At 47.7% G+C, this 14474-nt stretch carries 11 protein-coding genes; 5 read left to right on the top strand and 6 right to left on the bottom strand.

The genetic code is table 11. From position 1 onward, the window contains the following. Positions 1–101 precede the first annotated feature (101 nt). Positions 102–4547: an MFS transporter gene (locus KNQ03_RS11525; RefSeq protein WP_214724806.1), complete on the top strand. Its 4446-nt coding sequence runs from the start codon at positions 102–104 to the stop codon at positions 4545–4547. A 41-nt stretch (positions 4548–4588) separates the two neighbouring features. Here KNQ03_RS11525 and KNQ03_RS11520 read toward each other — a convergent pair whose 3' ends face one another. After that, entirely contained in the window at positions 4589–5761 is a 1173-nt protein-coding gene (locus KNQ03_RS11520; RefSeq protein WP_053452384.1) for a glycosyltransferase, read from the bottom strand. Between the two features lie 49 nt (positions 5762–5810). On the opposite strand from KNQ03_RS11520, the gene KNQ03_RS11515 reads away from it, so the two are divergent. From KNQ03_RS11515 to KNQ03_RS11505, 3 genes are read left to right on the top strand one after another with little or no spacing between them, the layout of a single operon-like run. Then, positions 5811–6989, top strand: coding sequence for an MATE family efflux transporter (locus KNQ03_RS11515; RefSeq protein WP_050676910.1), 1179 nt, complete (start codon positions 5811–5813; stop codon positions 6987–6989). Position 6990: 1 nt separating this feature from the next. Beyond that, positions 6991–8130, top strand: coding sequence for a glycosyltransferase family 4 protein (locus KNQ03_RS11510; RefSeq protein ID WP_214724804.1), 1140 nt, complete (start codon positions 6991–6993; stop codon positions 8128–8130). Beyond that, entirely contained in the window at positions 8127–8993 is an 867-nt protein-coding gene (locus KNQ03_RS11505) for a glycosyltransferase family 2 protein (protein ID WP_214724803.1), read from the top strand. Before KNQ03_RS11510 ends, KNQ03_RS11505 begins: the two co-directional genes overlap by 4 nt. On the opposite strand, the gene KNQ03_RS11500 is transcribed toward KNQ03_RS11505, so the two are convergent. Beyond that, on the bottom strand, positions 8977–9588 hold the full coding sequence (locus KNQ03_RS11500) for a response regulator (RefSeq protein ID WP_214724801.1): 612 nt from the start codon (positions 9586–9588) through the stop codon (positions 8977–8979). The genes KNQ03_RS11505 and KNQ03_RS11500 overlap by 17 nt on opposite strands. Before the next feature lie 40 nt (positions 9589–9628). Here KNQ03_RS11500 and KNQ03_RS11495 point away from each other — a divergent pair, with 40 nt between their 5' ends. Further along, positions 9629–10963, top strand: a complete 1335-nt coding sequence (locus tag KNQ03_RS11495) for a sugar phosphate nucleotidyltransferase (protein ID WP_214724799.1) — start codon at positions 9629–9631, stop codon at positions 10961–10963. A gap of 41 nt (positions 10964–11004) precedes the next feature. Here the strand turns inward: KNQ03_RS11495 and manA are convergent, their stop codons facing one another. From manA to KNQ03_RS11475, 4 genes are all read right to left on the bottom strand, one after another. Further along, positions 11005–11955: a mannose-6-phosphate isomerase, class I gene (gene manA / locus KNQ03_RS11490; protein ID WP_064300458.1), complete on the bottom strand. Its 951-nt coding sequence runs from the start codon at positions 11953–11955 to the stop codon at positions 11005–11007. Positions 11956–12131: 176 nt separating this feature from the next. Further along, the gene (locus KNQ03_RS11485) at positions 12132–12773 is read right to left on the bottom strand and encodes a peroxiredoxin-like family protein (protein WP_214724797.1); all 642 of its coding nucleotides are present in this window, start codon (positions 12771–12773) and stop codon (positions 12132–12134) included. 40 nt (positions 12774–12813) lie between these two features. Then, entirely contained in the window at positions 12814–13881 is a 1068-nt protein-coding gene (locus tag KNQ03_RS11480) for a YcjF family protein (protein WP_214724796.1), read from the bottom strand. A 98-nt stretch (positions 13882–13979) separates the two neighbouring features. Continuing rightward, entirely contained in the window at positions 13980–14462 is a 483-nt protein-coding gene (locus tag KNQ03_RS11475; protein ID WP_214724794.1) for a GNAT family N-acetyltransferase, read from the bottom strand. Between the last annotated feature and the right edge of the window lie 12 nt (positions 14463–14474).

Here is a 14474-nt window from a genome sequence, read left to right as displayed (position 1 = left end):
TTCTCGCAATCATTGCTAAAATAAGTACATCCATTTCTAGGAATATCGCCCTCCTGTAGAGAAGAAGTTCAGCACGGATTTTCGCAGAAAGGAGTTGTCCGATGCACTCGTTCCGTCAACACCTCAAGAACTTCATGCATACGTATCGTAAGGACATCCTTGTCCTATCTGGTATGTTTGTATTCATCCTGATCTATAGCTTTCCGTTGTTTCGTTCCGGTATGGTGACGTTCAGCGATCTATCCTTCGGACTGTCCTCACATCGCTATTTAGAAGAAATCTACGGTGCTTGGAACAACCGATGGAGCACGACGACGCTTCTGAATGTCGCACGACTGCTCTACATCCTACCGTTTTATGTACTCAGTCTATTGTTTGGCTCATCCGGTCCCGTCTTGATCAAGTTATTCATAATCGGACTGTTAACGATCTCTGCTTTATCGATGTTTGCTTTTACGAAACGGCTCCATTCCGTTTATGTCTCGAAGCACTTTTCTTATCTCTCACTGATTGCCTTTGCGATTGCCGCGTTGTTTTATGCCTTGAACCCGTGGGTGATTACGCGGATTCAACATATCTATTTATTATGTGGCTATTCCGTCTTTCCTTACGCTTTGATGTTGTTCTTCAACATCTTTGATCCGAAGTTTCGCGAACAGCTCGATCCCGGTTTTCGTTTGTCTGATCGCTTGAGTCGACGAACATGGATTGATATTACAGGACTGTCGATCGTCTTCGCCTTCATGGCGGCGGGAATTCATTATTTCTTCTTTTCGCTGATCTATATGGGTATCATGGTCGGACTTATTTTTCTAAAGACGAGTTGGACGCGTCGCAAAGAACGGATTTGGTCGTCATTACTGTGGTTTTATGTTCGGGCAACCTGTGCGTTTGGTCTCGTTTTTCTACTATTCAACGGGTATTGGTTCTTGATGTACGTCGGCTCGATTCTGACCGGATCGCAAGCCTCACAGCACAACATCAATGTCTCCGATACGTTGATGTTGTTCAGTCGGCACTCGAGTTGGACGAATGTTTTATTTTTAACGAGCTATTGGTGGCCGATGTTTGATTTGACGACGTTACCGCTGACGTTTTGGATTGCTGGCGCCATCACGCTTTTACTCATTTTACTAGGAGCTATCGTCGCATACCGACAACCAATCCACCTGTTCTTCGGTCTACTCGCGATTCCGCTAATCGTCTTTGCGACCGGTACCCATGAGCAGGTTGCGGATGCGTTCGTCCTGTTCGTGACGAAGACACCATTGATCGGCGCGATGTTCCGCGATCCGAATAAGCTGGTTGGTCTCTTGATGGTCAGTTACAGCTTACTGCTTGCCGTCGGGTTGAACGCTGTCTTTACTCGTGCGTCCCGGACGATTCCCTTACAGCTATACCGGATTGTTTCGATCGTCGGGACACTGATCGTCGTCGCCTGCTTTTTCCTCCCTTATCGGACTGTCTATATGGAAGGCTTTTATCATCCGGTCAAGATGCCTAAGGAATACACCACTATCCAAGAAGAAGTCGATGGGAAGTGGTTGCAGTTCCCGATTGCGGACGAGATGACGCAACCGAGTACCGGCATCGCAACTCCACGCTGGAATCAAAATCCACGAAAAGGTGGTGAAATCAAAGCAACAGGTGACGTGCAAGTCTATACGTCGGCACACGATACCGTCTTTCATCATGAAGGGGCGTCGCCGACGATTGGTTACATGATGACGTTCATGCAGTATCTACTCAACACCGGTCGGTCCGAACAAGCCGGACAAATCGCGAAAGCGTTCGGACTGAAGCAGTTCGCCTACCGGGATGAGTACACGGGGATGAAGGAGCGACAAGATTTCAATCTAAAGGTTCTACAGGAACAACGTGATCTCGTACAGACGAAACAAGTCGGCTTGTTCACCTTGTTCGACTTGATCGCACCGCTCGATACACGGACCGTCCCACAATTGATTTTGACCCCTTATGGACTCGAACGGTCGATCAGTTATCCGACACTGGATGGCTACGATCTTGGTCGTCAATCGATTTTGTATGCGACACAAGGACATCAGGATAGCCTCTCCTGGATGAAAAAAGGCGATATCGTCGAGATGATCGAGGAGAATGATCTTGTTCTCAGTCAGGTACCGGAAGAATACTATTGGAAACCGTTCGAAGCGATTGATTCAGCGAATGCTTTCCTGAACTGGGGTAAGACGTTCCTCCGAAATAATGACTGGCGCTGGTATTTGCGGACGCAAGGTATGACGAACCCGTCGTTTGACCTCGACTTCGGAGACGGGATCGGTCTATCGTTTGCTTCTGCCCGGATTGACGCGCCCGTCTACAAATTAGACGGATTAAAAGCGAAACAGGTCGCCTCTTTTAATTCCATGCTTGAGGATGAGACATTCTTTAAAGCCGATAATCCAGACATCGTTGACTTGTCTCCGAATCCGATGTCAAAAGATAATAACCTGCCTGTCCTTCATGCTGAAGTCGCAGAAGGCGACCCGAAATATATCTGGCAAGTCGCGAAGTCCGGTAAGCTGCCGGCACGCCCGAATAACGCCTATCGCTTTGATATCACAGCGAGCGGTCGCGGGGTCGACCGGCTCCACGTCAAGGTCCGGTTCTTTGATGAGAAGGATCGCGAGCTGAATCAAACGTATGTCGTCGCCCCCCGTGATTCCGGTGATGTCGATGCGATTCACTTGCAAGGTGAATATGTCACGCCACGAAACGCAAAAACGATGCGGATCGATCTACTCAGCTTCCAGCGCCCCGAGCGGAAAACGTACTGGTGGGTCCATGATATTAAAATCTTCAGCTATGAGGATTATATGATCCCGAATATGTTTACGATGACAAAAGACTTGCCTGCTGGTCGTTACGCTGGTTTTGCTCGCGTGCTGTTGAACCAAAAAGGCGGACAACTCGATCTGACATTCAATAAACGAGGCGTCACGATTCCAACTCAACAACGATCAGGTGCCAAACTCGCCTGGGTCCCGCTCGGTTCGTTTACGACACCGAGCGGTCCTGCGACGCTCAGCGTGACGAACACGGAAGGCTTTAATGCCATTCAAAACATCGTCCTAATACCGGAAGAAAAGCTAACCACTCTACAAAAACGCGTCGAAGATACACTTGCCTTCACGAAGACCTTGATGGTACTCGAGGCAGAGACCGGATTCGATTACACAGGGCACTTGCAGTCGGAACGAAACTATCCTGGACTAAGCTTTGGGAAAGGAATCGCTGCGCAACGTGGACGTTTACAGCGTTCGATCGATATTCGGGAAGCGACCGATTATCAGCTCCAGTTGATGTTAACTCCACCGCCAGGCAACGATGGTCGAATCACTGTCAAAATCCGAGACGGAAAGCAGGTCGTCTTCGAACGCGCTTTGTCTCGTGCCGATATTCTAAATGGTCAAAAACATCAACAGCAGATCGGGAATCAGACGGTGACGTACGATCCGCTACACTTAGCGTTTCCGTACCGGATGACAGAGTTGAGTGATGTTTACCAAACGTTATACGGTGTCAAGTTGTCCGATATCCCACTCAAGAAGGGACGCTATCAGCTAGAGCTGTCCTATGCGAGCAAGGTACCGTCACTCGTCGATTGGAAGGATCTGCACAAGTTCGACCCGAACGAAATCGTCACTGATAAAGCCCTCGCTGCACCGGAAGCGGCAGCAAATTGTGCGACGTGTGTCTCGATCACGGACGATATGTTCGACGCGAGTGAGACCGAAGACGGCTATACGATTGATTACGAGCCGACCTGCTCTTGTGATTGGTATATTTATGCCTCGCAAAAAATGAAGGTGAAACCATATCACGAATATTTGATCCAGTTCGACGCCGTCAGCAAGAACGTCCGTCAACGACACCTCAAAGTGTATTACCTAGATAAAGATGATCGTGTCATCGGTACGGATTTCATCAATGAAGTCGAAGAAAAGAAAAAGAAGCAGTGGAACCATTACGAACAAATCGTCATTCCACCGAAGAAGACCGTCCGGATGCAACTGCATATCTGGACGCGTGGAAATGAGAAAAAGGCTGGGCAATTGCGTCTGAAGAATTTAGAAGTGTTACCGTACGATCAACTGATTCTAGTCGATCAACTCGTTCTCTCCGAGCAAAGCGGTACGCTGTTCGCAACAGAACCTGCCCGTGCGCTTGACGTCGATGCCTCACAGATGGGACGGGATATAAAAAGTGATGCGCCACTCGGTCGCTTTACGGTTAATGATTCTCCGACACCGTTATTTAAACTCCAGACGGACCAGGAAACGATGCGTGGTGACACGGCATTAAACGGCGTCAGTCAGTTGTATCGTTCGAACGAAAAGACGGCACATGTGACCGTCGTATTGCGTCCGATTTATTACGCTGGACTGACCATTCTCGTCTTAGCGCTCCCACTTAGTACCTTGTTGATTTATTTCATGACAAGCAATCGTGGTCTGGCTATCCGACAACGTCTATCGTCCGTGTTCAAGCAACGAATTCCTAGCCTGAAACGAAACAAGAGATAGTGTATTTAAAAAGGACAACGGGTCGATCCCGTTGTCCTTTTTCATTTAACTGGTGCTTCGTCTTTTCTATGCCGTTGATAGAGACTGAACATCGTCTGCAAGAACGCAATCGAATCCTTAACAAGGTTGACGTGCGATCCTTCGCGTTCGATACAGGTTACGGGCTGTTGATAGACCCGCAAGCGTTCTTTTTTTGCTGCATACATCAACTCTAAATCGATCGCGAGACCACTCTCGACATGCAGATAAGGCAACAAACGATGAACGACACGACGGTTAATGATCTTTAGACCGGTCTGCGAATCGGTCACACCTTTTGGTAAGAAGAACCGTGTCAGATTCCGTTTACCGAAACTCATGAAACGGCGGACAGTTCCCCGGTCTTCGATCGTCAAATCCTTCGTTCCGACGACGATGTCATAGTATCCCTCTTGCGCTATCGTCAACAACCGGGCGATATCTTCAATCCGAAACGAATTGTCCGCGTCGACGAACACATAATAATCACTCGAGATATTTTTCATCCCTTCGATGAATAGACCGGCTTTTCGTGTATTTTGCTCGACATGATGAACCTCCAGATAGCCGACCGTGAATAACGTATCCGTCGCGTCCATGACAATTGAACGGTATTCTTGGAGGAGTGCCTTGGATCGGTCAGACGAAGCATCATCAAAGAAATTGATCGAAGCGTGGATATAATCTTCACTGATGAAGGTTGCAAGAGACTCTAAAAAATCTTTTACATAATTAAAACGTTTCTCTTCGTTAAATATTGGCAATATAAAGGCTATAGTATCCTTTAAAATGGGATATTCAGGATGGATAATATGCTGGATTTCAGCAAACAATTCATTCGGATAGGCGGGACGATAGGAAAACAGACGGAGCATTCCATCTCCTTGAACGGTATGGTACGGAAAATCGCCCTTTAAACGAACTGCTTCTTTGACAATCAGAATTTTAGATCGCGGACGGACAGCTCGAATTTGATTGGCAATTGCTAGCTCCTCTCCACGCGTCTCATAATCAATGATGTATAGAAGAATATCGTGTTCCTCAGCTTCCTGTATTTCAGTGCTGGCAATCTGTTCGAAGGAGTTCGGGCATTTACCCGGCTGTGTGTAGAACAGGACGGGATAGTAAGAAATCAACGATTCGTATGGAATGTGCCGAGAATGATCGGTAAATACAGCGATATGCCCTTGACTCATAAGTCTCATCCTTTCCGTAAAACAGCTCTGACTGATGGGAGGTGGCTCCATGACAAGTTTCATCCAGCGACATGCCGTTTTATTGATTTTCCCGATTCTAGATGTAGCGCTGAACCTCGTGAACTATGCCTATCATTTGTTATTAGCCCGGGAGCTTTCTAGTACTGTATATGGATTATTGAACGCCTACTTGGCTTTTTTGGGTCTTCTGCTCATCATCGGTGGTGCCTTACAATGGACCGTGACTCGGGACTATAGTCAACAGAAAACGAACGATTACCAAAAGTTACGGTTCCGCATACTGGCGGTTACAGGATGCTTCTTACTTATTTTACTTTATGCATTACCTTATTTCCTGCCGTTTACCAAAATAAACCTGCTTATTGTTTATTTGATCATCGTGTTTCATATCCTTCTATCTTTTCGTCGTGGTGTCTTACAAGCGACTGAACGCTTCTATGCCCTGAACCTCTCTTATTACATCGAATCCGTCGTCAAAGTCTTAGCCACATGGCTCTTGATTCAACAAACGAACGTCAGTTATGCACTATTGTTCATCTTGGCTGGCATGATTGCGTCCTACCTATTAAGCCTGATGCAAGTCACGTTTCCCGTTAGTAGCGGGCGTATCCAGGCGAACGGACTCGTCCATATGGTTCATACACAAGTCGTCATGACGCTGTTTTTCACACTCGATAGTTTACTCGTCACCCGTTACTTCCCACAGTTAGCAGGAGATTATTCGGTTGCCTTACGATTTGGTCAACTGCTGTTGTTCGTCGCGTTATCACTCGCACAATTGTTGCTACCGCGCTTAAGCCAAAAAAGTCAGGACGAAGACTTTCTTCTTTGGGAGCGTCGCTTTTACCGCATTTTATTAGGTGGACTCGCTCTTGCCGTTTTAGTGTATTGGACGATCGTCCCTTATTTGATTCCGATTCTATTCGGGAGTGGTTATGACGCGGCAACTCATTACATCAAATATATGGTTTTCGTTTATGTCGGCATCACGTTGATTCAATATGAAGCACTCGTCCAGTTTTCACTACACAGAACTGGGTACTTGAAAGGCTATTGGTTGATTCTGATTCTGTTCATCATTGTCTTGACGACATTTCATTCGACCGTCGAGACTTGGTTGCTCGCGCAAGCAGGTGTCTTTTTACTCGGCGCCTTGATATTACGTTTCACCTTACCCCGACACCCCCATTCAGTGAAGGAGGCGTAACATGAAACCACATCTACTTTTTTTATCTTGGCGCGATATCAAACATCCGAAAGCAGGTGGTGCGGAAGTATTCACCCACGAGATGCTCCGACGTGTCAGTGATGAGTATGAGATCACTCACTTCTCTCCCGCATTTAAAGGCGGACACGATGTCGAGTTTTTGGACGGCATCACTTATATCCGAAGAGGTTCTGCACTTTCCGTCGTTCCGCTCGCCTTTTCTTATTACCAGTCGCATGCTGCGACGATTGATTTAGTCGTCGACCAGATGAACACGCATCACTTTTTCACACCCCTATATGTTCCATTAGCGAAACGTGCCCTCTTCATTCATCAACTGACACGTGAAATCTGGCAAATCAATGTTCGTCCTCCATTTTCATACATCGGCGAATGGACGGAGACGCCGCGTCTGCAGCTGTACCGGACCGGTCGCGCTTTGACGGTCAGTCAGTCAACTGCAGACGACCTGCTTGCTGTCGGCTTTTCCAAAGACGAGGTGACGATTCTACCGGAAGGTCTCTCCTTTACCCCATGGAACGAGGAGGACTGGAAGCCGAAAGAAGCATATCCGACTTTTTTATACGCTGGACGGATGTCTGCCTATAAAGGAATCAATGATGCACTCCAAGCTTTCGTCATCGTCAAACGGGAGTACCCAGACGCTCGTTTCTGGGTCATCGGAAAAAAAGACGAGGCATATATCGCCGAGCACCTTCATCCGATCGTCCCAGAAGAAATGCGTGACGCCATCACTTATTTTGGATTCGTCAGTGAGGAAGAAAAGCTCGAACGGATGAGTCGCGCGACTGCGCTCCTGTTTCCTTCCAAACGAGAAGGTTGGGGGCTGACGGTCAGCGAAGCGGCGGCCGTTGGCACACCGACGATTGTCTATGACGCACCTGGACTACGCGACGCCGTCCAGTACGGCATGACTGGTTACATGGCAAAGAGTCAGACGCCAGGTGCACTCGCTGCCGAGATGCGCGCCTGCTTACGTGACCCGGAAGAATACGAAATGATTCAAGCAGCCGGTCATCGTTTCGCTCAGACCCTGCACTGGGATCACACAGGTCAAGCGTTTCGAAACTGGTTGCAACGCGAATTGATACCCGTCGCACTGAAGGAGGATTTTTCATGATTGGAATCGCTATGTCCACATACGAAAATGAAGCAATCATCACTGAAACGATTCGTTCCCTTCAGGCACAACAGGCTTCTTTCCTTTGTGTCATCGCGGATGATGGTTCGACCGATTCTACCGTCGCGACGATGCGTCGGTTGACCGCAAATGATACGCGATTTGAAGTGCTCTCGCTTCCGCACGGTGAACGAGGTATCGCCCGCAAGACTGCGATTGATCGCTTGAAGCAATACAATGTCGATTATCTCTACATCATTGATTCCGATATGGTACTCGAAGAACAGCTATTAAAAAGCTGCCTCTTGTATCTTGAAGCGCACTTAGATGTCGGAGCTCTTGTGATTCCTGAACGTGCATATAGCGATTATGATAATTACTTTAGTCAAGTGAAGGTCTTTGAGCGTAACCTGTTCAATGTTCCGACGGATCAACTCGACACGCATACGATGGAAGCCGCGCGCTTCTGGCGGCTCGAAGCGTACGTCGCCTCGGGCGAGATTGATCCAACGCAAATCAGTTTCGAAGAGACGCAACCGACGATCCGTTATTTGGAACAAGGCGGGATCATTCGCCGTGCGACGTTCACCTACGTGCACCACAATGAAAAGCAGGTCGAATTAAACGACCTGCTTCGAAAGAAACGCTATTACTTTGATGTCATGCCCGCGACGCTCGACGCGGAACAGGGGGGCTTCATGAAAGCCTTACGACGTTGGTATTTCTTCCGTCCTGTTCTCTATCATCAGGCTAATTTAAGAAAATACAGCCGTCATCCGCTGTTGACCGTTGGCGTCATCTACATGTACTTGCGTCTTAGCTTCATTGGTGTAGAATCTCTCTTCTTCAAACGGGTTTCGTAATGCTTCCGACGACTGATTGATACAAGATGTAGGTACCGAACTGCGTGGGGAATTCTAAACGCTGTATCTGATCTTCTTCACGCACCTCTTGTTCGGAGTGACTAATGATTAGAGCGCGTTGACTGGCAATCGTTCCGTCTTCAAAAAATAAACAATACGGACGATCTGAACTCAAAAGCACGCTCTCAAAATGGTTGACCAAATTACGTTTCCGTTGCTTCGTCTCGACGACTTCATCACCAATTTTAGTCATGATAGAGAGTATTCGCTCATCAATTTTCAAAGGTTTCGTCATCATACGACTGACATTCCCTGCATTTACTGCTGCGAGCAGCGTATGCACCTGCATATAATCAGTCAACACGATTTGTTTCGTTAATGGCGCACGTTGTTTGGCAATACGTAACAGCTCGACACCATCCATTTCCGGAAGTCGAAGTTCCGTTAGTAAGACATCAACGTCGGAATTGCTGAGTTGTTCCAAGGCCTCTTCTCCTGATCCTGCTTCCTGTACGTCTTGTCCCGCTGCTAAAAGTTTACGACGTAAAATCCGTCGTGTCGGTTCATGTGAGTCAACTAATAGATAAAGTGCCATATGCTATCGCCTCCGTTTTAAAAAGAAAGGATGGTCGTCAATGTATATTCTTTTACTATCAGGTGGATCTGGAAAACGGCTTTGGCCGCTCTCGAACGATTTGAACTCGAAACAGTTCTTAAAGATCCTGGAAGATCGCGATGGCAATAAACAATCCATGATGGAACGTGTCTTTCAGCAGCTTCAGGAAGTCGGTCTGGACGACCGGACCGTCATTACGACGACGAGTTCACAAGTCGATGCAATCGAAAATCAGCTGGGCTTTCGTACTTCCATCATTCAGGAACCGTCACGTCGCGATACGTTCCCTGCCATCATGCTCGCGACGAGCTATTTGGCAGAACGGATCGATTTAGAAGAGACGGTCATCATCATGCCGGTCGATCCTTACGTTGACTTATCGTTCTTTGAACGCTTCGAGCAACTGGACCAAGCCGTCCAAGAACATCCAGATGCGCTTCATTTAATGGGTGTGGAACCTTTACATCCCACATCAAAATATGGCTATATCATTCCGCGAACCTCCGAAAACATGTCCATCGTCGAACGCTTTCAGGAAAAACCGACTGTTGAGGTCGCGAGTGACTTAATCGAACAAGGTGCATTATGGAACTGTGGTGTCTTTGCCTGTCGCCTTGATTTCTTGATACAGTGTCTAGAAGCGCAAGCTGTGCCGACTACATTCGAAGCGCTTCGTTCGAACTATGAGGCACTAGAAAAGACGTCATTTGATTATGCGGTCGTTGAAAAGACCGATTCTTTATTCGTTCATCGGTATGATGGCTACTGGAAAGATCTCGGAACGTGGAATACATTAACGGAAGAGATGCCGCATCCGCTTCATGGAAACGCCCGGATGCTCCACTCGAAAAATACGCATATCGTCAATGAATTACAAGTTCCTGTCCTTGGAATCGGACTCGATAACTTAATCGTGTCGGTGAGTCCAGATGGTGTCCTCGTTGCGTCAAAAGACGAGACACCTGCCTTAAAGGAATATTTGACGAACGACACTTTGCCACCACAATTTGAATGGAAACGCTGGGGATATGCAACGATTTTACATCAACAGCAACTAGAGGACGGACGTTATGCCGTGACCCGACGGCTGCATATCAAGGCGCATCAACAAATCAGTCATCATTATCATGCGCATACCGACTCGACATGGAGTATCTTACAAGGTCGCGCCGAGGCACTGATCGATGGTCAGTCACAGCAACTCGGACCGACTTCTGTCGTACACATTCCACAAGGTGTTCCGCATACTCTGACAACACTAGAAGATCTGATTATGATTGAAATCAAATATTCCATCGATTGGACAGAGCAGGATAACTATCCGCTCCCGACCTCCATCCGGTCCAAACCATGATGTTAGAAAGGGCACCTCCTAGTGGTGCCCTTTCGTCTGCTCTAGTCTAAAAACACTTCACTCGTCACGAATGTGACGGATCCAACTATCTCGTAATCTCCCGCTCGACGCGGTACAAAGAATTGTTTCCCTTTCTGTAAAGGAATCACGCGATTTCCTTGCCGCGCTTCTCCTTTACCATCGATGACAGTCAATAAACGAAAGACCGGATGATCATGCAATGCATACCGACCGGTCACTTCATGACGGATGACCGTAAAGGAAGGTACTTGAAGCAACTTCGTCATGATGCCCCCCTCCTTGATGATCGTCTCTGGTTGGTTCGTCCACGGCTCATCTGGAATCGTCGTGACAGCGATTGCCTTCTCAACGTGTAATTCTCTCGGTTTCCCGTCATCTCCTAATCTGTCGTAATCATATAGTCGGTACGTCCGGTCGCTCATCTGTTGAATCTCAAGAAGAACGATGCCTGGTCCTAGAGCGTGGATTGTACCACTCGGAATGTAATAGAATTCGCCAGGTTTAACTTTTTGATGCCGAAGTGACGTCTCCCAGTCCTTTTCTTGCGCGCACCGAAACAGGGCATCTCGTGATTGTAGATTGTGACCAAGAATGATTTCTGCCTCTGGTGCAGCTTCTAAGATATACCAGCACTCATTCTTGCCGTACGGTTCTCCTTCTAGCCGTCGTGCCTCCTCATCGTTCGGATGGACTTGAACGGATAAGTAGGCGGACGAGTCCAGAAATTTTACATGAAGCGGAAATGCATCAAGCAGATAATCACCGAATAGTTCTGTCCGTTTCGTTTGCCATAATTCATCTAGCGTCTTACCCTGATCAGGTCCATCTAAGAAGTACGTCCGCCCACTCGCATGAGCGGATGCTGTCCAACATTCTCCAATTTGTCCTTCTGGTAACTCAAACTGAAACAACGCTTCTAAACGTCGACCGCCCCAAATTCGTTCTTTGAAAATTGGTTGAATGGCATACATATCGACGCGGACTCCCGATAGACTAGGAGCGACGCTTCACCTCCATCTATACGTTTGGTTACCTCTTTATACCCATTTTTATGTCTATATTATCCAAATAAAACAGATTGAATCATAAAAAAACCAACTCTTAGTGCGTCCCTAGGAGTTGGTTTTCGTATATTTGACTGGCTCTTTTATTGTTCAAGGTAATCAATGATCATCTGCGGATCAACGCGTTTTGTATAATCCGATGGTACTTCTGCGAAACGAATCACACCGTCCGTATCAATAATGAACGTCGCCGGTTTCGGCAACTGCCAATCCTCATTTCCGTTGTGTTTTGCTACATCAAGTCCCGATGCCTTGTAAATCTCGATCAAGTAATCTGGCAGGTCGAAGACCAAATCAAATTGACGGGATACATGTAAATCAACGTCACTCAAGACAGGGAAGCTTAACGTATTCTTGTTTGCTGTCTGCTCAGCAAATTCAGGTTTCTCCGGACTGATTGCAACGACAGTCGCTCCCTGAGCGCGGATTCGGTCGATTTCTCGTTCGTACGCGCGAAGCTCGAGATTGCAGTATGGACACCAGCCACCCCGGTAGAACGTTAAGATGACAGGACCTTGCTCGAGTAATGTCTCGATCGCCACAGGCTTGCCAGATACATCGGGTAACGTAAAGTGTGGAATCGTATCACCGACACCTAGACCTTTTGCGATACCAGAAGCAGTTAGTTCTGCTGTCGCTTCCGCCATCAACCGTTGTTTCTCAGCAGGTGCCTTTTGTCGGAATTCCGATTGATACTGTTTGATTTCTTCGAGTAATCGTGTCATATGTTCTCCCCCTTTATTGCTGTATAGAATAACAGGGAGATTACTCGTTTGTCTCTTCTGACGACTCCTCCGCCTTCTTTCGGAATCGTTTCACAAACCCCATTAGTTGTTCGGGTGTTAATTCGAGCTTATTCTCATAGACATATTTCGTTCCGTATCCGAGTGCAAGGGTGGCGGTCGAAGCGACTCCCGCTGCAATGACGGCACCATACCCAGGAACCAACTTCGCCATTTGCCGAAAAGCAGTCTTTCCGGAGTTTCCGACGATCGTCACGACAAGCAACTCCTTCGCACTCTCTTTGGATAACTGCCGTTCGTACAGATTCGATAACTTGAGCATCAAGCCGATTTGAATTGAAGTCAGCGGAATGATATCAGCTCCTGGAAACGGCACGGCACCAATCGCACCAGCGGCTGTTCCAGCACCTACGATCCAATTGTTGGCGATCTTCCCGCGAACGGTTGGATCCATCTGGCGAACGAACACATTATCCTTGTCGAACTTTTTTAAGATATCGAGGACCTCCCGGCGGAGCCGATCAATGTTCGTTCCTTCTCGTGCTGATACGGGAATGATTTTGGGTCCTGGTAGTTTTTCTGCAATATGGTGGACGATCGTGTCGACATCATCCGTCGCATCCATCTTCGTCACGACGATCAAGACATTTTGGTTATGTTGATAGATTTTTCGAAAGTTTTTCGTCTCCGTCTCAGATAAAACAGTACCTGCCGCATTTAAAAAATAAAGGATGACATCGGCACTTTGATAGTACGTCCACGTCGCTTCCGAGTTCTGTGTATTGGCATCATTCAATCCTGGTGTATCGACGAAGATGACTTTATCCTCCGGATGCTGCCGGACTTGATCGATACGAATCGTTTCACCCGGGCGCGCCCCGACCGTTGCGACTTCGCGACCAAGAATCGCGTTCAAGGTTGAGGATTTCCCCGCATTGACGTCTCCGATCAAAGCAACCGTCACGTCCTGCTCCAGCGATTGATTGAAATCCCGTCGCTCCGATTCAAACGACTGATCAAAGATTTCCTCCAGTTTGCGTTTCCGTTTTTGTTGATTGGTCTCGAGTCCTTCACCAAAAAAATCATCCATCGTGATCCCTCCCCCTTCTTCTGCTGTCTGTCTTTTCCCGTTATCCCTCGCTTTCAACACAAAGAAGGCAAGGGAACATTGCGTCCACTTGCCTAATTTTAGAGATATGTGCTGCGTCGCTCGAGCAATACCGTATCGCGCCATCTGCCTCCGAGCCGACCAATTCGCTCCCGGCGACCGACTTCCCGAAAATCAAAACGTTCATGAAGGCGCAGACTCGCTTGATTTTCCGGAAAAACTTGCGATTGCAACGTCCAGATTCCGGCTACTTCACTTGCTTTAATGACGTCTTCCATCAAGCGTGTGCCGACACCTTTACTGCGTGCTTCTTCCGCGATATAGAGGCTGATTTCAGCGACACCAGCGTATGCCGGAATCGAAGAGAATGGACTTAACGCGACCCAGCCGAGCAATTGCTCGTCTTCAATCGCAACGAGACGACTGTGTTCATGGTGATGCCTCGTCCATTCTTCGTACGGTAATGCCTCCGTGCGAAACGTCGCGTTCTCCGTCTTTATCCCTTGTTCGTAGATCCGAACGACTTCCGGGTAATCGTCCGCTGTCATTTGACGTACTTCCATCTCATCAGGCTC

This window comes from Exiguobacterium sp. s143, from assembly GCF_018618895.1.
Classification (GTDB): domain Bacteria; phylum Bacillota; class Bacilli; order Exiguobacteriales; family Exiguobacteriaceae; genus Exiguobacterium_A; species Exiguobacterium_A abrahamii.
Note: the sequence above shows the minus strand (reverse complement) of the source record. Positions and strands in the feature narration are given on the sequence as shown.